We start from the raw sequence: 21,877 nt of genomic DNA on the forward strand, positions 1-21,877 counted from the left end.
CTATGCTGGCCTCACATTTCCCGCAGGAGATCTGCATGAACACGCAAGAGCCCAGCCGCCAGCCCAGTCCCGACCCGGCCGAGCGCGATGCTTTCTTCCCGTCGCCCTACTCGCTGTCACAGTTCACATCGCCCAAGAGCAACCTTTCCGGTGCCGACTACCCGGATGCGCGCCGCGATGGCCGCTGGAAGGTGCTGATGATCGCTGCCGACGAGCGCTATCTGCCAACTGCCGATGGCCACCTGTTCTCCACCGGCAACCATCCGGTGGAGACCCTGCTGCCGATGTACCACCTCGACAAGGCCGGCTTCGGCATCGATGTAGCCACGCTGTCGGGCAACCCCGCCAAGTTCGAATGGTGGGCATTTCCGAACGAGGACAAGGAAATCGGCGGGCTGTACGAGCGTTACGCCTCGTGCTTCCGCCAGCCGCTGCCACTGGACGAGGTGGTTGCCGGGCTCGATGCGGATTCGGACTATGCTGCAGTGTTCATCCCCGGTGGCCATGGCGCCCTGATCGGACTGCCGCAGAGCCGCGCGGTGAAGTCCGTCCTGCATTGGGCGATGGCCCAGCAACGCCACATCATCACCCTTTGCCACGGTCCGGCCGCACTGCTGGCTGCGGGCGTGGACGAGGCCGATGGCGGTTCGCTGTTCCGCGGCTACCGCATCTGCGCCTTCCCCGATGCGATGGACCGGCAGACGCCGGAGATCGGCTACATGCCTGGACAGTTGCCGTGGTTCTTCGGTGAGCGCCTGGCACAGCGGGGCGTGCAGATCGTCAATGACGGCATCGATGGCAGCGTGCTGCAGGACCGCCTGCTGCTGACCGGCGACAGCCCGTTGGCTGGCAATGCGCTGGGCAAACTGGCTGCACGCGCCCTGCTCGACGCCTTGGCCGGGCGCTGAGCCGGATGACCGAGCTGGTGCAGGCGCTGCTGGAGCTGGAACGCGCCAGTTCGCTGAGCGCGGTGGGTGCAGTCCTGCGAGGCATCGCGGCACCGCTCGGCTTCGACCGCGTGCTGGTGTTTGCCACCGGCACCGGGCTGGAGCGGGGTACGCAACGCGTGTACTGGATCGAGGGCGACTGGTTCGGCGATGGCAGCGATACCGACCTTGCGCGCTACCTCCACGCCTGCCCCGTCAATCGCCACGTGCTGGACAGCAACGCGCCGTTCTTCTGGAGCAAGCGCCTGGGCGTTCGCGGCGAGCGCTACCAGGTGGTGAAGCAGCCTCGCGGCGAAGGCCTGCATGGGCTGCAGGTGCCGGTGTTCGGCATCACCGGCCTGGAAGGCGCGGTCAGCGTTGCCGGTACGTCAGTCGACGCGTCGGCCAACGCGCGCCTGCGGCTGGAAGCTGCTGCAACCGCAGCATTCCGGGCCGCGCGCCGTCTGGCCGAATCACCTGCCGAGCGTTCGGGAAGCGCACTGAGCAACCGCGAGCGCGAAGTGCTGCGCTGGGTCGCCGCCGGGCGCCGGCAAGCTGAGATCGCGGCCACGCTTGGGCTTTCCACGCGCACGGTGGAGAACCACCTGCGCCACGCGCGGCAACGGCTGGGTGTGGCGACCACCGCGCAGGCAGTGCGTGCCGCCAGCCGTCGCGGCGAGATCGAAGACTGATCGCGGCGAGGCACTTCCGGAGCTCTGGTTCGCGTGTTACACACGCCATGCGCATGTGCGCGATTGCAGAAAGCAAGGATGATGCTTATGAAACTGCAACTGGCCGCGATGGCCGCATTGATGTTGGCATTGGGTAGTGGGATACCGGCGACTGGCCACGCGGCCGGGTCCCCCGGATCGACGACCGATTGCGTGCCCGTAAGACTTGGGCCCAACCTCGTGCATCAGCGCTGCACCGTCACCCGCACTCTGGCAGACGGCACCGTTTTCACGTCGGTGTACTGGATAGACGAGAACGGTCAGTGGTACCTCCCGGCAGACTGATCTGCATCGGACACCGACTACGGCTACAAGGAGTGTGATCAATGACGCTGCACAATCGAATGACCGCTTTTTCTTTCGCTGCAGTAGTTGCACTTGCGGCCCTGGTGCCCTCGCCGCCGGCGAATGCAGCCGAAGAGGTCGGCCTGCAGGAGGAGTGCGTGCCCTTCCGCATCAGCGGCAACGTGTTCCACCAGCGTTGCACGCTGTACGTGGTCCATGACGACGGCACCCGCGTGGCCAGCGACCACTACAACCGCGACGAGAACGGGATGATCTACGACCCCTGATCGGGCAAGGGGCATCTGCCGGGCGGAGCGTCCAGCGCCCGCCCGGCGTCTCCAAGTCGCCCGTCCCGGCATACCACTGCCCCCGCCTTCCATGGCATGCTCCGTGAAACCGTTTTCATGGGATGGAGGGATTCCACGATGTTGTCGCGTTTCCGTCGCCCGGCGCTGAGTGCGCTGCTGGCGCTTGCTCTGCCTGCCGTTGCCTGGGCCGTCACGCCGGCGCCGTTGAAGGTGATGTCATTCAACGTCCGTACCCCGGCTGACACCGAGCCGGGCAAGCGCTGGCCCGACCGCCGTGATGCGATGGTCAAGGTGATCCTCGACGCGCACCCGGCAGTGATCGGCACCCAGGAACTGGTGAAGGAACAGGCCGACTACCTGTCAGGGCACCTGCCCGGCTACCGCTGGTTCGGTGAAGGCCGCCGCGGTGGCAGCGGCGATGAGCACATGGGCGTGTTCTACGACAGCAAGGTGCTGGCCATCGAGGAATCCGGCAACTTCTGGCTTTCGGATACGCCGGACGTCCCTGGCAGCATCAGCTGGGGCAACCTGTACCCGCGTATGGTCACCTGGGCCCTGTTCCGCCGCCTGGACGATGGCCGTCGCTTCTACTTCCTCAATACCCACCTGCCCTACCGCGACGAGGACGAACCGCGCCGGGTGAAGGGTGCCGAGCTCATCGGCAAGCGCCTGCAGGCCATGCCGGACGACCTGCCGGTGGTGTTGACCGGTGACTTCAACAGCGAGCCCGGCGGTGACACCTACAGGGCGTTCACCCGCCTGCTGCAGGACACCCGTACCCAGGTGAAAACACCGCAGGGTCCGCGCCCGACCTTCCACGACTTCACCGGCAAGGCCACCGTGCAGCTGGACTGGGTGCTGGTGCGTGGCTTCCGTGCGCGCAGCTTCCTTACCGATGATCGTCGCATCGACGGCGTGCTGCCGTCGGATCATTTCCCGCTGGTGGTCGAGCTGGACTGGCCGAAGCCCTGAATTCCCGCGGCAGCCGTGGCTACGGCGGCGGCTGCCGCGACAACAGCCGGTACAACGCCTGGTGCTGGTTGCGCGCCTGGCAGATGCGGGCGCCGACGGCAAGGAACACGGCGACACCGATCAGCCCGAGCCCCAGCATCGGACCGGGCAGTCGCAGGAAACCGATCGCAGCGGCCATCGTCGCCAGCACCAGCAGCACAACGACCGCCACCGAAAGGCCCGCACCGGGTGGCCCCGGGTCGCCAAACAACATGCGCTGGGTATCCCGCCTGTCATCGCTCATCATGTGTACTCCCTGGAATCTGCCCCACTAGTTACACGGCGGACACGGCTTCCGGCAGAGTCAGAAACGTCACGACTGTGACAACGTCCACAGCAGACGCCGCGCTACCCTGCCCCTGTTCCCGAACTGTGGAGAAAGGCATGGCACACCAGAGTCGCCTGGCCGGTTTCATCATCGATTGCGAGGGCATTCCCGCCGACGAAGGCGCCCGCTTCTGGGCCGCCGCGCTTGGCCTGCAGGCGCAGCCCGCCCGTGCCGAAGACGCCGCCGAGTACGCCGACCTGCTCGGTGCTCCGGCGGGCCTGGACGTTGAAGTCCAGCGCGTCGATCACCCGTCACGGGTGCATCTGGACATCGAGAGCGACGACATCGATGCCGAAGCCGACCGCCTGGAGAAGCTCGGCGCGCGACGGATAGGCTTCGTCAAGCGCTGGTGGGTGATGGAAGCACCAACCGGCCATCGCTTCTGCATCGTGCGCATGCGCGAGCGTGAGGTACCGGCCAACCACTGGCCCTGAAAGAACAAGGGGACGGAAGTCCCTGCTTCCGTCCCCTGCGGTTACTGCGCCTGCGCCACGCTTGGCGGCTGCGGTGATTGACCCCAACCACCCAGCGCCTTGTACACACCCACCACGCTGACGTTGACGTCGGCCTCGGCCGCCGCCAGCGCATCATCGGCTGCCAGCTGGGTCCGCTGCGCGTCCAGCAGGGTCAGGAAGTCCTCCGATCCCTCGCGATAGCGGATCTGCGCCAGCGATTCGGCACGCCGAGCCGCCTGCGCCTGCTCCACCACGATTGCCAACCGTGCCTGCTGCTTGGAATAGCGGGTCAGCGCGTTCTCGGTGTCCTCCAGGGCGAGCAGTACCGCCTGTTCGTACTGCGCGGCCACGCCTTCGGCTTCAGCCTTGCTGGCACGCAGGCGCGCACGCACGGTGCCGAAGTCGAACGCGGCCCAGCTCAGCGAGGGCGTCAGCGACCAGGCCTTGTTGCTGCCATTGACCAGGCCACTGGCATCGCCGCCGAGGAAGCCGACGAAGCCTGACAGCGACAACCGCGGGAACAGGTCCGCTGTGGCCACGCCCACGCGTGCGGTCGCGGCAGCCAGGCGACGCTCGGCCATACGCACGTCTGCACGCTGGCGCAGCAGTTCGCGGGTATCACCCAGCGGCAAGGCCTTGGCGAACGCCGGGACTTCCTGCGGCGCCAGCATCGCCGTCAGCACTTCCGGGCGCTGGCCCAGCAGCACGGCCAGCCGGTTGCGCGACTGCGTCTCGGCTACTTCCAGCAGCGGGATATCGGCCTCGATCGCCTTCAGGCGGGCGCGGCTGCTCTGCACGTCCAGTTCGCTGCCGGCCCCAAGTTCCCAGCGTGCTTCGGTCAGCTTCTGCGTATCGCGCAGGTTCTCCAACGTGTGCTGGGCCACTGCGATGCGCTTCTGGGTGCCACGCAGTTCGAAGTAGTTGCGCGCCACTTCAGCAGCAACCAGCACCTGCGCGTCGGCCAGGTTGGCCTGCTCGGCGTCCAGGTCGGCGCGCGCGGCTTCTGCAGCACGGCGCTTGCGGCCGAACAGATCCAGCTCCCAGCCGGCGTCGAAGCCGAGCTGGTAGCTTTCACTGAACACCCGCTGCCCACCCAGCTGCGGATCGGGTTGCTTGCGGCGGTCGTAACTGCCGCCTGCGGTGATGTGCGGGGCCTGGTCGAAACGGCTTTCGACGAACACAGCACGGGCCTGGCTGACGCGGGCCACGGCCACGCGCAGGTCCAGGTTGTCCGACAGTGCTCCGTGCACCAGCTCTTCCAGCACCGGATCGTCGAACTGCGCCCACCAGCTGGCCACCGGCGAGACGGAACTGAAGACCGGCTGCTGCGCGCTCTTCAGCACCACCGGCTCCTGTACCGGGGCCTTGTAGTTCGGGCCGACGCTGACACAGCCTGCCAGCACCAGGCTGGAGACGGCCATCGCCAACGTGCGGATCACCATGGCAGCACCTCGCCCAGGTAGGTGAAGCTGCCGCTGGCACCGGACTCACCGATCAGCGCCATTTCCACGCTGGAACGCGCGCCTTCGCTGATTTCGATCTCGCCATTGCCGCCGTTCATGTCGGTCTTTACGTAACCCGGATGCACGGTGTTGACCTTGATCGGCGTGTTGCGCAGCTCATAGGCCAGGCTCAGGGTCCAGCTGTTCACTGCGGCCTTGGACGCGTTATAGGCCGGGATCTTGAAATCGTAGATGCCCGAGGTCGGGTCGGCATGCAGGGTCTGCGAACCGAGCATGCTGGACACATTGACGATGCGCCCGGACTTGGCCTGCCTGATCAGCGGCAGGAAGGCCTGGGTGACTGCCACCAGCGCATAGACGTTGGTGTCGAAGGTGCGCTTCCAGGTCTCGAGCGATTGCTCCGACGGCGCCTGCGCGGGATTCTCGATCATGATGCCGGCATTGTTGACCAGGATGTCGAGGCGGCCATGGCGCTGGCGCACCTGCTCGACTGCCTCGGCGATGCTGGCCGCGTCGGTCACGTCCAGCTGCAGGGCTTCCACCGGCAGGCCCTCGGCCTGCAGCTTCAGGGCCAGCTCCACCGCCGTTTCGCGCTTGCGACCGGCCAGCAGCGTGTGCACGCCCGCCTGGGCCAGCTGGCGCACGGTTTCCAGGCCGATGCCACGGGTAGCGCCAGTGACCAGCGCGATCTTGTTCTGATGGGTGTTCATGGATTCATGCCTCGTGAGGGAAAAGCCGCCGCCGGCCGGTAGCCGGCGGCGGCGGGGTTCCATGTCAGTGATGGATGGTCGGTTCGCCATGCTGCACCAGCTGGCCGCCACCGTTGCGGGTAACCAGCTTGCGCAGTGCCACGTAGAACACCGGGGTGAGGAACAGTCCGAACAGGGTCACGCCCAGCATGCCGGCGAACACGGTGATACCGGTCACCGAGCGCACCTCGGCGCCTGCGCCGTGCGACAGCACCAGCGGCACGGTGCCGGCGATGAACGCGATGGAGGTCATCACGATCGGGCGCAGACGCAGGCGGCAGGCTTCCAGCGCGGCTTCAACGATGCCCTTGCCGCCCATCTCCAGCTCTCTGGCGAATTCGACGATCAGGATTGCGTTCTTGCACGCCAGGCCCATCAGCACCACCAGGCCGACCTGCACGAACACGTTGTTGTCACCACCAGTCAGCCACACGCCGAACAGCGCCGACAGCAGGGTCATGGGCACGATCAGGATCACCGCCAGCGGCAGCGACCAGCTCTCGTACAGCGCGGCCAGCACCAGGAAGGCCAGCATGATCGCCACCGGGAACACGATGAAGGCGGCCTTGCCCTGGGTTGCCTGCTGGTAGCTCAGGTCGGTCCATTCGGTGGTCATGCCGACCGGTAGTACCTTGCCGGCGATCTCGGTCAGCTTGGTCATCGCCTCGGCCGAGGACAGCAGGCGCGGGTCGGCCTCGCCGGCCAGGTCCGCTGCCGGGTAGCCATTGAAGCGCAGCACCGGATCCGGGCCGAAGGTCTGCTTGATGGTGACCATCGAACCGATCGGCACCATCTCGCCGCGGTCGTTGCGGGTACGCAGCTTGCCGATGTCCTCGACCGTCTCGCGGTACGGACCATCGGCCTGGGCGATCACCTGCCAGGTGCGGCCGAACTGGTTGAAGTCGTTGACGTAGGCCGAACCCAGGTAGGTCTGCAACGTGTCGAACAACTCAGTGAGCTGCACGCCCTGTGCCTTGGCCTTGACGCGGTCCACCTCGGCATCCAGCTGCGGCACATTGGCCTGGTAGCTGGAAATCGGGAAGGCCATGCCCGGGGTCTGCGCAACGGTGCCCTGCATCGCCTGCACGGCATTCTGCAGTGCGCCGTAGCCCAGGTTGCCGCGGTCCTCGATGAACATCTGGTAGCCGTTGCCGTTACCCAGGCCGAGGATCGGCGGCGGCATCATCGCGAACGCGAAGCCCTCCTGCAGGCCAGCGATCTTCTGGTTGATCTCGGCGTTGATCTGCGCGGCAGTGCGGCCATGGCGCTCGGCGAACGGCTTGAGCGGAATGAACGCCACACCGGTGTTGGGCGTGTTGGTGAACTGCAGTGCATTCAAACCCGGGAACGAGATGGTGTGGGCCACGCCATCGGTTTCCTGGGCGATCTTGGCCACCTTGCGCAGCATTTCATCGGTGCGTGCGATCGACGAACCTTCCGGCAGCTTCACGCCGGCAATCAGGTACAGCTTGTCCTGGGTCGGGATGAAGCCCGGCGGCACCAGCTTGAAGATCACGCCGGTACCGACCAGCAGGATCGCGTAGACCACGAACACCGCACCACGACGGCCGAGGATGCGGGCCACGCCACGTTCGTACTTCTCCGAGCTGGACTTGAAGAAGCGGTTGAACGGACGGAACACCCAGCCGAACAGGCGGTCGATCAGGCGGCTCGGGCCGTCCTTCGGCGCACCATGGGCCTTCAGCAGGCGCGCGGCCAGGGCCGGCGACAGGGTCAGCGAGTTGATCGCCGAGATCACCGTGGAGATCGCGATGGTGACGGCGAACTGCTTGTAGAACTGGCCGGTGACACCGGACAGGAACGCCATCGGCACGAACACGGCGCACAGCACCAGCGCGATCGCCACGATCGGGCCGGACACTTCGCGCATGGCCTGGTGTGCCGCCGCAGTGGGCGACAGGCCTTCCTCGATGTTGCGCTCGACGTTCTCCACCACCACGATCGCATCGTCGACCACGATGCCGATCGCCAGCACCAGGCCGAACAGGCTCAGCGTGTTGATCGAGAAACCCAGCAGGTACAGCGCGGCAAAGGTACCCACCACCGACACCGGCACCGCGATCAACGGAATGATCGACGCACGCCAGGTCTGCAGGAACAGGATCACCACCAGCACCACCAGGGCGATCGCTTCCAGCAGCGTGGAGACCACGGCCTTGATCGAGTCGCGCACGAAGATGGTGGTGTCATAGACCGCTTCGTACTTCACATCGGCCGGCATGGTCTTCTGCATCTCGTCCATTGTCGAGATGACCTGGTCGCGGATTTCCAGCGCGTTGGCACCCGGCGACTGGAAGATGCCGATACCCACCGCGTTCTTGCCGTCCAGCTGCGAGCGCAGGGTGTAGTCGCCCGCGCCCAGTTCCAGGCGGGCCACGTCGGACAGGCGCACGATCTCGCCATCCGTGCCGCTCTTGAGCACGATGTCGCCGAATTCCTTTTCGGTCTTCAGCCGGCCCTGGGCATTGATGAGGGTCAGGAACTTGCTGTCCGGCAGCGGTTCGGCGCCGAGCTGGCCGGCCGACACCTGCACGTTCTGCTCGCGCATGGCGCGCACCACGTCGCTGGCGGTCAGGCCGCGCGAAGCCACCTTGTCCGGGTCCAGCCAGGCACGCATGGCGTAGTCGCCGCCACCGAAGATCTGCGCGTCACCCACGCCCGGAATACGCGCCAGCGCATCCTTGACGTGCAGGCGCGCGTAGTTGCGCAGGTACAGAGTGTCGTACTTGCCTTGCGGCGAGGTCAGGTGCACCACCATCAGGAAGGTGGGCGACTGCTTCTGCGTGGTCACGCCCTGCCGGCGCACGTCCTCGGGCAGGCGTGCCTGTGCCTGCGCCACGCGGTTCTGCACCTTCACCGCCGCCGCGTCCGGGTCGGTGCCCGGGCGGAAGGTGACGGTCATCTGCAGCACGCCGTCCGAGCCGGCAACCGACTTCAGGTACATCATGCCTTCGACGCCGTTGATCGCCTCTTCGAGCGGGGTAGCAACGGTCTCGGCAATGACCTTGGGGTTGGCGCCCGGATAGACCGTGCGCACGACCACCGACGGCGGCACCACTTCGGGGTACTCGCTGATCGGCAGGATTGGAATCGTGATCAGGCCTGCGGCGAAGATCACGATCGACAGCACCGCCGCGAAGATCGGCCTGTCGATGAAGAAGCGGGAAAAGTCCATGGAGGAATTCCTGGGAAAGGCATTCGGCGGGCAACAGCCGCCCCGCCCCTCGCCAATATGACGAAGGCAGGGAAGGCTGCCGCTGGCGCCGGCAGCTAAGCGGGGACGCGGATCAGGAGCGGGCGGATCAGTGGTTCAGCGCAGCGGTGGCATCGCGGCCCGGTGCGGGCTTTGCGGCCGGTGGCTGCATGGCCACCGCCTTGGCCTGCACCGGCATGCCCGGCATGAAGACCTTCTGCACACCGTCGATGATGACCTTGTCACCTGCGGCCAGGCCATGCTCGACAATGCGCAGGCCGTCGGCGGTACGGCCGAGCTGGATGTCGCGGCGCTGGGCCTTGCCATCCTTGTCGACCACATAGACGTACTTGCGGTCCTGGTCGGTCAGCACGGCCTTGTCGTCGATCAGCAGGGCCTGGAACTGGCCGCTGCCAAGCAGCTGCACGCGGGCGAACAGGCCCGGTGTGAACTGGCGGTCGGCGTTGTCCAGCAGCGCACGGACGCGGATGGTGCCGGTGCTGCGCGCCACCTGGTTGTCGAGGAAATCGACCTTGCCCGAGTGCGGATAGCCCTCTTCCCCCGACAGGCCGACCTTCACCGGCAGCTCGCTGTCCCGCTCGCTCGGGCGCTCGCCCTTGCGCGCCATCTGGGCGTAGCGCAGGAAAGTGCTCTCGTCGGCATCGAAGTAGACGAACACCGTGTCCAGCGAGACCAGCGTGGTCAGCACGCTGGCGCTGTCGCCAGCAGTGACCAGGTTGCCGGCGGTGACCATCGCGCGGCCGGCACGGCCGTCAATCGGCGCGCGCACCTTGGTGAATTCCAGGTTGAGCCGGGCTGCATCCAGGGCCGCCTGCGCGGCCTGCACGGCAGCCCCCGCCTGGTCGGCAGCCGCGCGACGCTGCTCGGCGGTCTCGGTGGAGATCGCCTGCTGCTCGGACAGCCGCTTGGCACGCTCTGACTCGCTGCGGGCCAGGCTGGCCTGGGTGCGGGCACGGGCCAGCTCGGCGGCTGCGCGGTCGTACTCGGCCTGGTAGCTGCGGGCGTCGATGGTGAAGAGCACATCGCCCTTCTTCACTTCCTGGCCTTCGACGTAGTTGACCTTGTCGATGTAGCCGGACACGCGCGGGCGCAGTTCAACGCTCTGTACCGCTTCGACGCGGCCGCTGAACTCGTCCCACTGGCTGACCTGCTTGACCAGCACCGGCGCGGCGCTGACCTGCGGCGGCGGCGGTGCACCGGCCTCTTCGGCATGGCCGCCGCTGCAGGCCGCCAGCACGGCCGCGGCGAGGATCGACACGCCAACCATCGCAATGCGATGGCCGAAACGATGTGGGGTGGTATTGGGGGAAGTCATGGCATGCATCCGTACGGAGGGGTGGTACAGCAATATGGGAACGTGTTGCAAAAATCGGCGGCGCATACTGCGACCTCAACCTTGGTCGAGGTCAAGCGACGCCTGCGGTATCGCGCCACAAAGGGGGAACTTCCAGGTGCAGCAGGCCGCGTGGCAGTTCGGCATCGCTGCTGTCGCAGCGGACGATGGCGCGGTTGTCCCGGCAACCATCGAGCAGCGAGACCACGCGGCGGCCGACCAGCAGCGAGCTGGGCCACTCGATGCAGGCGTTGGCCGCGTTGGCCGGGGTACACACCGGGCTGCAGACTTCCAGCATCTGCGCGCGCACGCCCAGCGCCTGCGCTTCCTGATGCACCACCTGCGCGTACATGCGCAGCGCGGCGGTAGTGATCGAGGTCTCGCCGTAGCCCGCCCAAGGCTTGGCGCTGGCCGGGCTGCCGATCATCACATAGCGCCGCGCATGCACGTTGTCCTGCAACAACGGCAGCAGGTGGCGCACCGCATGCACATGCGGCATCAGGTCGGCCTGCATGGCCCCGAGCAGCTCCTCGCCGTTGCGGTCGATCACCCGGCCGCGACGGTAGGGCCCGCCCATGGCCGCGATCACCGCGGCCAATGGACGCGGTCGCTGCCCGATGCGTTCGGCCAGGGCGCGTGCCGAGCCGTCATCGCTGAGTGAACCCAGCAGCGTCTCCAGGCCCGGCTCATCGGCGAACTGCTCATGCAGCGCAGCCAGCCGGCCCGGATCGCGACCAACCACCAGCACCGGACTGCCGGCTTCCAGCAAGGCGCCGACCACGCCCTGGCCCACGGCACCGGTACCACCAAGGACCAGAACTTCGGGCGTCAGTATCCCATTCACGGGACATTTCCTCCCAAATCCGGGATAGTCCCGATCCGGCGCAGCCGGTCACCCTTGTGGGGGGCCAAGCGGATGGCGCCGCCACGCTGCTGACGCATGGGCGCGGTAAACTCACGAAAGTCCTTGTGTACCAAGGAACTCGGACGGGCTTCGACGGTCATCGCCAGGTCCAGGGTGCTCTGGCCGGCGTTCCGGAGTCGGGCAAGAATGTTGCGCAGGCTCATGGCGGACGGGCTCCAATTAACGAATGGCGCCACGATAGACCTCAAACCTTTACTTGATCAGTCCTGATTAAGGGGAATAATCATCCCGCTCCCGGTCCAATCGTTCTGTCACGATTGTCCCATCCCCGACGTCCAGGATCCCGACCATGTCCCACGATCTCAACGAGACGCTGATCTTCGTCAAAGTGGTCGAGCAAGGCAGCTTCATTGCCGCTGCCAAATCGCTCGGCCTGCCCAAGACCACGGTCAGCCGCAAAGTGCAGGAGCTGGAAACGCGCCTGGGCGCGCGCCTGCTGCACCGGACCACGCGCCGCCTCGGCCTGACCGAAGCTGGTTCGATCTACCACGAACATTGCCAGCGCATCGCACGCGAGCTTGAAGAGGCCGAAAGCGCGGTGAGCCAGCTGCAGTCCGGCCCGCGCGGCTGGCTGCGCTTCACCGTGCCCTATTCGATCGGCATCACCTGGATCGCCCCGCTGCTGGGCCAGTTCCATGCGCAGTACCCGGAGATCCGCCTGGACATGCACATGGGCAACGAAAAGCTGGACCTGATCGCCGGTGAAGCGGACCTGGCGCTGCGCGTGGGTGCCCTGCCCGATTCCAATCTGGTCGCGCGCAAGCTGGGCAGCCTGCGGACGCAGGTGTTCGCCAGCCCGGCCTACATCGAGCGCTACGGCGAGCCGCTGCATCCGGAAGAACTGCAGTTCCATCGCATCCTTGCGATGCGCAAGCCGTACCACACCGGCAACTCGCCGCGCTTCACCTGGCAGCTGGGCGAGAACGGTGGGGAACTGCGCGACTTCCCGGTTACCCCGCTGATGACCGCCAACGACATGTCTGCGTTGAATGGTGCATTGGTCTGTGGCGAAGGCCTGCTGCTGACCGGCGACGTGATGGCCAAGCCGTTCGTTGAATCGGGCATGGTGCGCCGCGTGCTGGCCGGCTGGACCGGCCCGGAAGTGGACTTCAACGCCGTGTTCGCCGGCGGCCGCCTGGTCTCGCCAAAGGTGCGTGCGTTTGTCGACTTCCTGGTCGAGAAGCTCAACTTCGACGCCAATTACATGCTGGCGCAGTGCCCGGGTGCGAAGCTGGCGCAGCAGCAGAAGGAAAAGGAAGACGCCGCTCTGGAAAGCAGCGGCAAGCGGATCCTGGAGAAGGTGGCCGCTTCGGCGGCGTAGCCGGGGGTATCCACGCATGGCGTGGCTCTACCCGGGCGCGCGATGCCGGTTTCTGTAGAGTCGAGCCACGCTCGACTGCCTCTGGTGAGTCGAGCACGGCTAGACTCCGCATACGCCATCGGCGTGCCGAGCAACGCTCGGCACCCACAAAAATGCCGCCTGCAAGGGCGGCATTTTCGCTCCGGCCGATGGCCGGACCGGCTCAAGCAATAACGCTACGCGTTACTGCTTGAGCGGGATCACCCGAATCTCGACGCGGCGGTTCTTGGCACGGCCGGCGTCGGTGCTGTTGTCGGCAATCGGATACGCCTTGCCGGCGCCCAGCGTTTCGATACGTACGCTCTGCACGCCCTGGCCGATCAGGTACTGGGCGACCGAGTCGGCGCGTTCCTTCGACAGTCGGTTGTTCACAGCGTCGCTGCCGATGCTGTCGGTGTGGCCGACCACTTCGATCATGGTCTGGTTGTACTCACGCAGCGTACCGGCGACGCCGTTGAGCGAGCCGTAGAACTGCGGCTTCAGGGTGGCCTTGCCGAAGTCGAAGGTGATGCCGTCCGGCAGGTTCAGCATGATGTTGTCGCCCTGGCGCTGCACATCGATGCCGGTGTTGGCGGTGCGCTCGCGCAGCGCGCGTTCCTGGCGATCCTGGTACTGGCCGACCGCGGCGCCGCTGAGCGCACCGATACCGGCACCGATCAATGCGTGCTGACGGCGCTCGGTGGCGCTGTCGCCGGTCAACAGGCCGGCAGCCACGCCGATGGCGGTACCGATCAGCGCGTTACGACCAGTGCGGTTCTGCTGCTCGGTCGGATTGCCGTACTGGTCACTCTGCACGTAGGAGCCGCCGGTGGCGCAGGCCGACAGGACGGCCGCACTCATCAGGGCCAGTGCGACGTTGCGGGTGGTGTTGCGGATCATGAGGTTCTCCTTGGTTTCCGGACGGGCCGGCGGCTTGCGGGCGCAGAGAGAATAAACAGCCCGATGCGACGTCGGGATGATGATCCGGTGCGCCGACAGGGCCGCGTTCAGCTAACTGACCGGATCGCTCGGGTCACCCTTTACCCCGCCCCCGACTGGCGGTATGCCGCCAATGCGGCGTCGCGGCCCGCGGCCAGGTCCACCAGCGGCGCACGCGGATAGCCCGGGGCATGCGCCGCCAGCAGCAGCGGATGCTGCCACGGCGCAAACCGGGCCTTCACCGGCAGCGCGGCCAGTTCGGGCACCCAGCGGCTGATGTACCGTGCCTGAGGATCGAATTTCTCGGCCTGAGTCACGGGGTTGAACACCCGGAAGTACGGAGCGGCATCGGCGCCAGTCCCGGCCACCCATTGCCAGCCCATGGTGTTATTGGCCAGGTCGGCGTCGACCAGGGTGTCCCAGAACCAGCGCGCGCCATGCAGCCAGTGCGCGCGCAGGTGCTTGCACAGGTAGCTGGCCACGATCATCCGCACCCGGTTGTGCATGTAGCCGGTGTGCCACAGCTCGCGCAGGCCGGCATCGACGATCGGCACGCCGGTATTGCCGCGCTGCCAGTCGTGCAGCTGCGTGGCACTCGGAGTGGCCCACGGGAAACGGTCGAAGCGCGGGTTGAGGTTGTCGGTCGGCGTCTTCGGGAAGTGATGCAGCAGGTGGTAGGCGAAGTCACGCCAGCCCAGCTGGCGCAGGTAGCCGTCGATGTCGGCGTCGGTGCCGGCGCTACGCACCCCTTCCAGCGCATGGGCAATCCGCCAGGGTGCGATTTCGCCGAAATGCAGGTGCGGCGACAGCCGCGAGGTCCCGACACGGTCCGGCAGGTCACGCTGCTCGCGATACCCGCGCAGGGCACCGTCTTCAAAGACGGACAGTGCTTCCAGCGCACCGGCTTCACCCGGCTGCCAGTGCTCCCAGAAGCCGGTATCCCAGTCCAGCGTCGGTGCCAGCTGGAGATCATCCAATGCCAGGCTGTCGACCGCGTGCGGCGCCAGTGCTTCCGGTGCAGCCTGCAGTGCCGGCAGGCGCCAATGACTGAGTACATTGCGCCAGTACGGCGTAAATACCTTGTACGGCTGGCCCTGCTGGGTGGCAATGTCCCAGGGTTCGAACAACAGGCTGCCATTGCAGCTCTGCGCGTCGATGCCCTGCTCGCGCAGCGTGCGCTTGATGGCCGCGTCGCGGGGCTGGGTGGCCGGTTCGTACTTGCGGTTCCAGTACACCGCCTCGGCGCCCGCCTGCTCGATCAGCAACTGCAGGGCCGGCAGGCTATCGCCGCTGCGCAGCACCAGCGAGGAACCCCGCGCGCGCAGGTCCGCATCCAGCGCGGCCAGTGAACGGTGGCGCCAGGCATCGGAGGCCGCACCGGGCACCCATTCGCCTTCCTCGTGCGGCGCGTGGATGTAGACCGGCACCACATCGTGACCTGCATCCAGCGCGGCCTGCAGGGCCGGATTGTCCTGCAGCCGCAGATCACGGCGGAACCATACCAACGCTACCGACACAGGCACTGCCTTCGTTGTGGAAGGCGCACATGATAGCCAGCGGTGGTGAAGGCGATGCGCGCAGACGCTGTCTGCTAGGCTGCACGGCCGCTACCCGTTGGACTCTGACATGGAAGATCTGCACGCCTCATTCGCCCGCTTCGGGCTGCTGCATGCCCAGCACGAGCGTGACTGGCAGGGCCCGTTCCCGCTGCCCCCCGTACTGGCACGTTTTTACGCGCAGGTGGGGCCGCTGGGCGAACAGATCAATGCCAGGGTTGGCCGCGCCGGCATCACCGTTCCCGGCCTTGATGTCTGGATACCGCCACTGCAACGCCTGTGGAGCCAGCAGGCCGGCTATCGTTGGCACGGCGTCAGCGGCGAACGGATCAACGACTGGCCATCGAACTGGCTGGTGATTGCCGATCGCAGCGCCGATCCGTTCATCCTCGACCTGGACGATGGCCGTGTACTGTTCAGCCATCACGGTGCCGGCCTGCTGGATGCCGGCGAGATCACCGCCGATGTGCCGACCCTGATGGCGGCCCTGGCTGCAGCGGGCACGGTATACCTCGATGCCGGCGATGACCTCTACAACGACGATGATGATGGCGGCATCCGCCCTGAACACCAGGAGGCAGCAGTACAGGCGGTGGCCCGGGTACTGGGCGACCGCCTGCAGGCCGAATCGTTCATCGAGACGTTGCTGGACTGAATCCACGCATGGCGTGGATCTACTTTTCGAAGCGCTTCATCGCTTCGCTGATCAGTGCCCTCGCCTCGGCGGCGTTGCCCCAACCGTTGAGCTGCACCGGGTTGCGCCCGGCCGGCAGGTCCTTGTAGACCCGGAAGAAGGCCTCGATGCGCTGGCGCTCGACCTCCGGCAGATCCTTCAGATCGCGGATCGTGGCGTAGGTCGGGTCGACCTTGTCGGTCGGTACGCCGATGATCTTTTCGTCGTGCTCGCCGCCATCGATCATCTTCAGGTAACCGATCGGCCGGAAGCGCACGATCACGCCCGGATGCAGGGGTTCACGGGTCAGCACCAGCGCGTCCAGCGGATCGTTGTCGCCAGCCAGCGTGCGCGGCATCGAACCGTAGTTGGCCGGATAGGCGACCGGCATCGACTGGAAGCGATCCACATGCACCAGGCCGTCTTCCTTGATCTCGTACTTGGTGAAGCTGCCGGCAGGAATCTCCACCGCCAGGTGAACTTCATCCGGGGCCTGCTTCGGCTGGTCGGCCAGGAACGGGTGCAGCACGGTATCGGCAGCGGTCACTGCACTGGCCAGCAACAGCAGTGCCGCACCGATGGCAGCGAGAGGAACGATACGGCGGTGCGTGGTCATCGGCATCTCCTCATTCCCAGCAGCGGTCGGTACGACCCTTGGCCGTCTGTGCGCGCGGGCAGTCGCGTGGCGTAATGCGGCCTTCGGTCAGCTCCGTGCGCTGCTTGCCCCCCTTGGCATCGCGGCGCAACTCGAAGGCATCGTAGAGACGACCGGTCACGGTACGCGCCTCATAGCGCAGGCGCTGCGGATCGATGTTCAACACCTGGAACAGCTGGGTGTCCTCGGCCACCGGATCCATCGTCTTTCGTGCCTCGTCGGAGAGACGGTACTGCTTGGGCCCGGCCACGGTCACCACGTACTGCGGGGTTGCGGCCTGCCCTTCGCCACGGCGGCCGTAGGTGTGATCGTGGCCCTGCAACACCAGGTCAACATTGTGGCGGCGCACCACCGGCAGCAGCACGTCACGCAATGCGGCGTTCTCGCGGCCTTCGCGCGGCGAATAGAACGGCTGGTGCAGCAGCACGATGGTCCACGGCTGGGGATTTCCGGTCAGCACCTTGTCCAGCCATTGTGCCTGTGCCGTGGCGGTGCCCAGGTCGAGTGCTGACGTGCCATCGACCACGGCCACGCGCACGCTCTGCGCGTCGAACCAATAGCTGGTCTGCTGTGCAGCGGTGGCACCATTTCCCGGCAGTGCGAACGTCAGCGGCCAGTGCCTGCCCAGCACGCGGCGTTCCTGCGGAGTGTCCTCGAACTCCTCGAAATACTCGTGGTTGCCGATCGCCGGCGCCACCAGGGTCTCCTGCGCCAGCCAACTGGTCGCAGCGAACCACTCACCCCACTCGCTGTCATCGGCACCATCACCTCCACTGACCAGATCGCCAGCGAACAGGCTCATGCGCGCCTCGGGTGCGGCCTTCTGCGCGGCGCGCACCACCCGGCTGACATGGCTGACGTTCTTGTTCTGGGTGTCGCCAAAGTACAGCAGGGTCAGCGGCTGGTCGGCGGCGGCCAGCGTACGCAGCTGGTTCCAGGCGCTCCAGCTGCCGTTGCCCTGCACGCGGTAGACGTACAGGGTATCCGGCTGCAGGCCATCGATATCTGCTCGATGGTGGTGTGACAGCCCGTTCTCGGTCTGCAGCGCGCGGGTCGTCGCGTGTATCTGGCGGATGCCCTCGATGGCGGGCGAATCCCAGGCGGGGGCAATCTCCAGCAGCGGTGCCTGCACGCTGCCGTCGGTACGCCAGGCCACGGCGAACCCATGGCTGGGATCGGCCGACGGGGAGGCGACGATGCGGTCCGGTACCGTCGTCGCCGCGTAGTGGCGGCTGCCCGCCGGCACCTGGGTATTGGCTTCGGCTGCTGCGAACGACAGCGACGGGAGGGCCAGCAGCAGGCCCAGTGCCAACGTAGGCATCACGCAGTGCCGGCTCATGCACCACACTCCAGGGGTAGCGCCAGCTGCTTGGCGATGCTCTCCCAGTCGAAGGCCACCACGCCTTGGTCGTCGTGCACGGCGTACAGCGCACCATGCGGGAAGCGCGCGCTGGGTTGCTGCATCATCCAGATGCCATCGGTGTTGGCCACGGTATTGCCCTGGAACGCGCCGACCGGTTTCAGCGTGTGCCGGTCGAACAGGTGGAACACGCTGCGCTGCTTGCCCTGTTCGGTGGTGATCCACCAGCCGTCCTTGCCACAGGTGCGCAGGGTCACGCCTTCGGCCTGTGCCTTGAACACGTCGCGGCCGAAGGTGGTGCCGGTGAAGCGGCCCGCCAGGGTGTAGACCTTGAACTCGCTGGCGTAGCTCTCGTCCTCTTCGGCGATCAGCAGGCGGTCGTTCTCGGGATCGCCCCAGATCGACTCGACCACGCGCAGCGCACCGGCCTCGGTGGTGTCACCGATGCTGGCGACAAGCTTCGCGTCGACCTTCGCGCCATTGCGGGACACGTGGTACTGGCGCACGCGCTTGTCCAGCTCGGCCAGCGGCGGCAGGATGTCACGCCCCTGCGCATCCTCGCCGTTGTCCCAGGAGTCGGTGACGTAGACGCTGTAGCCATCGGCACGGCGGTCGACCCACAGCCCGTACGGCTTGCGCAGGTCGTCGGCAGCGAACGTCGCCAGCGGCGTGAAGTCCGGCAGGCTCAGCACCTGCACACGGTGATTGTCGCGCTCCACGATCCACAGCAGGTCGTCGATCACCGCGATACCGTTTGGGCGGTCGAACTGCCCCGGTGCGGTGCCGCTGCTGCCGACGTCACGCAGGTGCTGCCCGGTGCTGCCGTCGTAGACCACCAGCTTGTCGGTGGCCTTGGCGGTGGCGATCAGCCACAGCGCGCCGTCCGGCGCGCGCCAGGCTGCAGGCGAGTCGATGTTGTCGGCCGGGGTCATCGGTGACAGGAAGGCCTCGGCGATGGTGGTCACCACGCGCTCGCCCCCGGCGGCCGGCGCGGCTACTCCCGCAACCGGATCGGTGCCGGTGGCCGGCGTGCAGCCGGCGACCAGCGCGGCTGCCAGCGCGGCGGCCAGGACGGTGAAGCCACGCCCCCTCACAGCGCCACCTTCAGGCCCAGCGCATAGGTGCGGCCGTACTCTTCCATCTGCAGGGTGCGCGAACGGGTGCCCTGGTAAAGCTCCAATGGCTTGTCCAGCAGGTTCTGCGCTTCGAAGTACACGCTCACGCGCGGGGTGAATTTGTAGTCAAGCGAGAAATCGAGCTGGGTGTTGGGTGCCACGTAGATGTCGAACGCGCGGCCCTTGCCGATGCTGTCCAGATACTCGCTGCGGTACACGGCCGCCAAGCGCGTGCTTACACCATACTTTTCATAGCCGATGTGTGCGCTGTAGACATGCTTGGAAGCGCGCGGCAGCGTGAAGTCCTCGCCCGCACGGTCCTTGATGCCGGCATCGAACTCGGTATCCAGCCAGGTGCCACTGGCGCCGACCAGCAGGCCATCCAGGCCGTCCGGCAGGAAGGCCAGCTGCTGCTGCCAGTTGAACTCCGCACCACGCACGGTGGCCTTGCGACCATTGATCGGCTGCGTCACGTCGTATCCGCCGTAGGCCGGATCATTGGTGCGCACGGTCTCCACGATGTAACCGTCGATCGATTTATGGAACAGGCCCAGCGAAACGATGCCGCTGCTGCCGATGTACTTCTCCACCGACAGGTCGATGTTCTTCGACTCGTACGGATCCAGGTCCGGGTTACCCAGGCGCACTTCCTCGTCACCACGGCTGTAACCCACGCGCGGCGAAACGTCGCCGAACGACGGGCGCGAAACGGTCTTGTTGGCCGAGGCGCGCAGCACCCAGTCATCGGCCGCGTCATAGCGCAGGTGCAGGCCCGGCAGCACGTTGGTGTAGCTGCTGTTGGCCACGCGCGGGGCAACGGTGAAGCTGCGGCCGTTGGCGGCCACGTCCACCTGGTTGCCGATCGCCTTGAACTGCGTGTTTTCCACGCGAACACCGCCGATGATGCGCAGTGCGCCCACGTCCCAGGTACCCATGGCATAGCTGGCGAAGATGTCCTCGCTTGCCACGTAATCCTCTTCCAGCGACGTCATCGCATTGCCACCGGCGTCCTGCGGGCGGGCGCTGTACTGGCCGCCGTTGGCCGCCCAATAGGCACGCATCGCGGGCGAATCCATGCCGTCACCGATATCGCCGTGGCGGTGTTCCGGCGAGGTGGTGGTCCAGCTCGACAGCGCCACCTTCGGGCCGACACGCAGTTCGCGCTCGTCCACATTCACATCGCGGTCGCGCCAGCGGCCCAGCAGGCCGAACTTGATGCTGCTGCTGTCGCCGTCGAAGCGCACGTTGACCTGCGCGCTGTGTTCCTTGTCATTCACCTGCTTCGGCGAGATCACGAAACGATCGAACGCGTAGTTGGCATTGTCCAGCCACTGCGGATTGTCGAAGCTGTAGCTGGGCAGGCGGCTGCGCTGGTCCAGCGTGCCGTTGAAGGCCTTTCCGTTGAGCTTGAAGCGCGCCTCCATCTCGTCATTTACCCGCTCTTCGGTACGGGTGTAGCCGATCCGGTAATCGACCACGGCATTGGTCAACTTGTTCTCGCCGCCCAGGCTGGCCGCGAAGGTGTTTTCCTTCTTGGTGCGATAGCGCATGCGCTTGTCGATGGAATCCTTCGGCATGCCGTCCAGGCGGTACTGGTCGGTGCCAGTCTTGACCATCTTCCCGTCATCGAAGTTGAAGATCACGCGCTGACGGGTCTCCGCATCATCGAACTGACTGTACAGCGTGCGCAGGTAGTACTTGCTGTTTTCGTTCGGCCGCCAGTCGAGGTTGAGGTTGGCGCCGATGCGCTTGCGCTCGATCTCGTACTTGCGGTGCTGCAGGTTGATCGCGGTGACGTCGCCAGGTGCGGCGTCATCCTCGCCGTCGTACTCCACTTCGGTGTTGTCCGACTCGAACTTCCGCTTCTGGTAGTTCACGCCCAGGGCCACGCCGAAGGTGTCGTTGAACACTTCGCTGTAGTTGAAGGCGGCCTTGGGGCTGGTCTCGCCGGACAACTGCTGGTGGCTGCCTTCGATCTTGCCACGCAGGCTGCGACCGTCGCGGTCAAAGGCCGAGGCCGATTCCACCAGCACTGCGCCACCGATGGCGTCGCCGGGCATGTCCGGGGTCGGCGACTTGACCACGCGCAGGCGCTCGGTGGAGTCGGACGGGATAACGTCCAGTGGCGCGGCGCGGCTGGAATCTTCCGGCGTGCCGACGGCGATGCCATCCACGCTGACGCTGTTGAGATTGGCATCCAGGCCGCGGATGACCACGAAGCGGCCCTCGCCCTGGTCGCGGGTCACGCTGATGCCCGGCAGGCGCTGCAGCGACTCGGCCACGTTCTTGTCAGGGTACTGGCCCAGTGCGTCGGAGGACACTGCATCCTCGATGGCGTCGCTGCTGCGCTTGAGATCGACCGCGCGGATCTGCGACTCGAGCTGGGCGCGTACTTCGATGCGGTCCAGGTCGACCGCGTCGGCGGCCACGGCGCCGGTGGCGGCTACCGCCTGCTGCCCGGCCGCCTGCAGCGGTGCTGCGGCCCCCATTG

Annotated in this window: 21 protein-coding genes; 8 read left to right on the top strand and 13 right to left on the bottom strand. The window is 66.3% G+C overall.

The annotated features are described in order from the left end of the window. The first annotated feature begins 35 nt into the window (after positions 1-35). From hchA to R5H29_RS05315, 5 genes are all read left to right on the top strand, one after another. On the top strand, positions 36-908 hold the full coding sequence (hchA, locus tag R5H29_RS05295; protein ID WP_026347157.1) for a glyoxalase III HchA: 873 nt from the start codon (positions 36-38) through the stop codon (positions 906-908). A gap of 5 nt (positions 909-913) precedes the next feature. Then, positions 914-1,618, top strand: coding sequence for a PA1136 family autoinducer-binding transcriptional regulator (locus R5H29_RS05300; protein WP_164145089.1), 705 nt, complete (start codon positions 914-916; stop codon positions 1,616-1,618). Between the two features lie 87 nt (positions 1,619-1,705). Continuing rightward, the gene (locus R5H29_RS05305; RefSeq protein ID WP_021203968.1) at positions 1,706-1,942 is read left to right on the top strand and encodes a hypothetical protein; all 237 of its coding nucleotides are present in this window, start codon (positions 1,706-1,708) and stop codon (positions 1,940-1,942) included. A gap of 59 nt (positions 1,943-2,001) precedes the next feature. Continuing rightward, on the top strand, positions 2,002-2,229 hold the full coding sequence (locus tag R5H29_RS05310; RefSeq protein ID WP_227200225.1) for a hypothetical protein: 228 nt from the start codon (positions 2,002-2,004) through the stop codon (positions 2,227-2,229). Positions 2,230-2,367: 138 nt separating this feature from the next. Continuing rightward, on the top strand, positions 2,368-3,222 hold the full coding sequence (locus R5H29_RS05315) for an endonuclease/exonuclease/phosphatase family protein (RefSeq protein WP_043399271.1): 855 nt from the start codon (positions 2,368-2,370) through the stop codon (positions 3,220-3,222). Positions 3,223-3,241: 19 nt separating this feature from the next. Here R5H29_RS05315 and R5H29_RS05320 read toward each other — a convergent pair whose 3' ends face one another. Further along, complete coding sequence (locus R5H29_RS05320; RefSeq protein ID WP_332328874.1) at positions 3,242-3,505, bottom strand: hypothetical protein; 264 nt, start codon at positions 3,503-3,505, stop codon at positions 3,242-3,244. Between the two features lie 140 nt (positions 3,506-3,645). Here R5H29_RS05320 and R5H29_RS05325 point away from each other — a divergent pair, with 140 nt between their 5' ends. Next, positions 3,646-4,023, top strand: coding sequence for a VOC family protein (locus R5H29_RS05325; protein WP_111104702.1), 378 nt, complete (start codon positions 3,646-3,648; stop codon positions 4,021-4,023). A 41-nt stretch (positions 4,024-4,064) separates the two neighbouring features. Here the strand turns inward: R5H29_RS05325 and R5H29_RS05330 are convergent, their stop codons facing one another. The 6 genes from R5H29_RS05330 to R5H29_RS05355 form a co-directional block, all read right to left on the bottom strand. Next, a complete protein-coding gene (locus R5H29_RS05330) occupies positions 4,065-5,486 on the bottom strand; it encodes an efflux transporter outer membrane subunit (protein WP_019661226.1) in 1,422 nt (473 codons plus the stop codon). Continuing rightward, the gene (locus tag R5H29_RS05335) at positions 5,480-6,217 is read right to left on the bottom strand and encodes an SDR family oxidoreductase (protein WP_021203972.1); all 738 of its coding nucleotides are present in this window, start codon (positions 6,215-6,217) and stop codon (positions 5,480-5,482) included. Before R5H29_RS05335 ends, R5H29_RS05330 begins: the two co-directional genes overlap by 7 nt. 64 nt (positions 6,218-6,281) lie before the next feature. Beyond that, positions 6,282-9,452, bottom strand: coding sequence for an efflux RND transporter permease subunit (locus tag R5H29_RS05340; protein WP_155029349.1), 3,171 nt, complete (start codon positions 9,450-9,452; stop codon positions 6,282-6,284). Positions 9,453-9,579: 127 nt separating this feature from the next. Beyond that, the gene (locus tag R5H29_RS05345) at positions 9,580-10,806 is read right to left on the bottom strand and encodes an efflux RND transporter periplasmic adaptor subunit (RefSeq protein WP_019661223.1); all 1,227 of its coding nucleotides are present in this window, start codon (positions 10,804-10,806) and stop codon (positions 9,580-9,582) included. Positions 10,807-10,897: 91 nt separating this feature from the next. Continuing rightward, positions 10,898-11,668, bottom strand: a complete 771-nt coding sequence (locus R5H29_RS05350; RefSeq protein ID WP_019661222.1) for an SDR family oxidoreductase — start codon at positions 11,666-11,668, stop codon at positions 10,898-10,900. Further along, positions 11,665-11,892, bottom strand: coding sequence for a hypothetical protein (locus tag R5H29_RS05355; protein ID WP_019661221.1), 228 nt, complete (start codon positions 11,890-11,892; stop codon positions 11,665-11,667). The genes R5H29_RS05350 and R5H29_RS05355 overlap by 4 nt, the downstream gene beginning before the upstream one ends. Positions 11,893-12,038: 146 nt before the next feature. Between R5H29_RS05355 and R5H29_RS05360 the strand changes: the two genes are divergently transcribed. Next, entirely contained in the window at positions 12,039-13,070 is a 1,032-nt protein-coding gene (locus R5H29_RS05360; RefSeq protein ID WP_005409107.1) for a LysR family transcriptional regulator, read from the top strand. A 222-nt stretch (positions 13,071-13,292) separates the two neighbouring features. Here R5H29_RS05360 and R5H29_RS05365 read toward each other — a convergent pair whose 3' ends face one another. Both R5H29_RS05365 and R5H29_RS05370 read right to left on the bottom strand, forming a co-directional pair. Continuing rightward, positions 13,293-13,988 carry an OmpA family lipoprotein gene (locus R5H29_RS05365; RefSeq protein WP_005416156.1) on the bottom strand — a complete coding sequence of 232 codons (696 nt, stop codon included), beginning with the start codon at positions 13,986-13,988 and terminating at the stop codon, positions 13,293-13,295. Between the two features lie 140 nt (positions 13,989-14,128). Next, on the bottom strand, positions 14,129-15,544 hold the full coding sequence (locus tag R5H29_RS05370; protein WP_134730636.1) for a deoxyribodipyrimidine photo-lyase: 1,416 nt from the start codon (positions 15,542-15,544) through the stop codon (positions 14,129-14,131). Between the two features lie 109 nt (positions 15,545-15,653). Between R5H29_RS05370 and R5H29_RS05375 the strand changes: the two genes are divergently transcribed. Further along, the gene (locus R5H29_RS05375; protein ID WP_019661219.1) at positions 15,654-16,238 is read left to right on the top strand and encodes a hypothetical protein; all 585 of its coding nucleotides are present in this window, start codon (positions 15,654-15,656) and stop codon (positions 16,236-16,238) included. Between the two features lie 19 nt (positions 16,239-16,257). On the opposite strand, the gene R5H29_RS05380 is transcribed toward R5H29_RS05375, so the two are convergent. The 4 genes from R5H29_RS05380 to R5H29_RS05395 are packed head-to-tail and all read right to left on the bottom strand — an operon-like array spanning position 16,258 to position 21,875. Then, on the bottom strand, positions 16,258-16,872 hold the full coding sequence (locus R5H29_RS05380) for an inorganic diphosphatase (RefSeq protein WP_021203979.1): 615 nt from the start codon (positions 16,870-16,872) through the stop codon (positions 16,258-16,260). A gap of 10 nt (positions 16,873-16,882) precedes the next feature. After that, complete coding sequence (locus R5H29_RS05385; protein ID WP_242015487.1) at positions 16,883-18,232, bottom strand: metallophosphoesterase; 1,350 nt, start codon at positions 18,230-18,232, stop codon at positions 16,883-16,885. A 14-nt stretch (positions 18,233-18,246) separates the two neighbouring features. Beyond that, positions 18,247-19,365 carry a phytase gene (locus R5H29_RS05390; protein WP_134730642.1) on the bottom strand — a complete coding sequence of 373 codons (1,119 nt, stop codon included), beginning with the start codon at positions 19,363-19,365 and terminating at the stop codon, positions 18,247-18,249. Then, positions 19,362-21,875 (bottom strand): TonB-dependent receptor, encoded by a 2,514-nt coding sequence (locus R5H29_RS05395; RefSeq protein ID WP_407073522.1) that lies wholly within the window; start codon positions 21,873-21,875, stop codon positions 19,362-19,364. Before R5H29_RS05395 ends, R5H29_RS05390 begins: the two co-directional genes overlap by 4 nt. Between the last annotated feature and the right edge of the window lie 2 nt (positions 21,876-21,877).

Origin of the sequence: Stenotrophomonas sp. A3_2 (assembly GCF_036624925.1) — a bacterium.
Classification (GTDB): Bacteria; Pseudomonadota; Gammaproteobacteria; order Xanthomonadales; family Xanthomonadaceae; genus Stenotrophomonas; species Stenotrophomonas hibiscicola.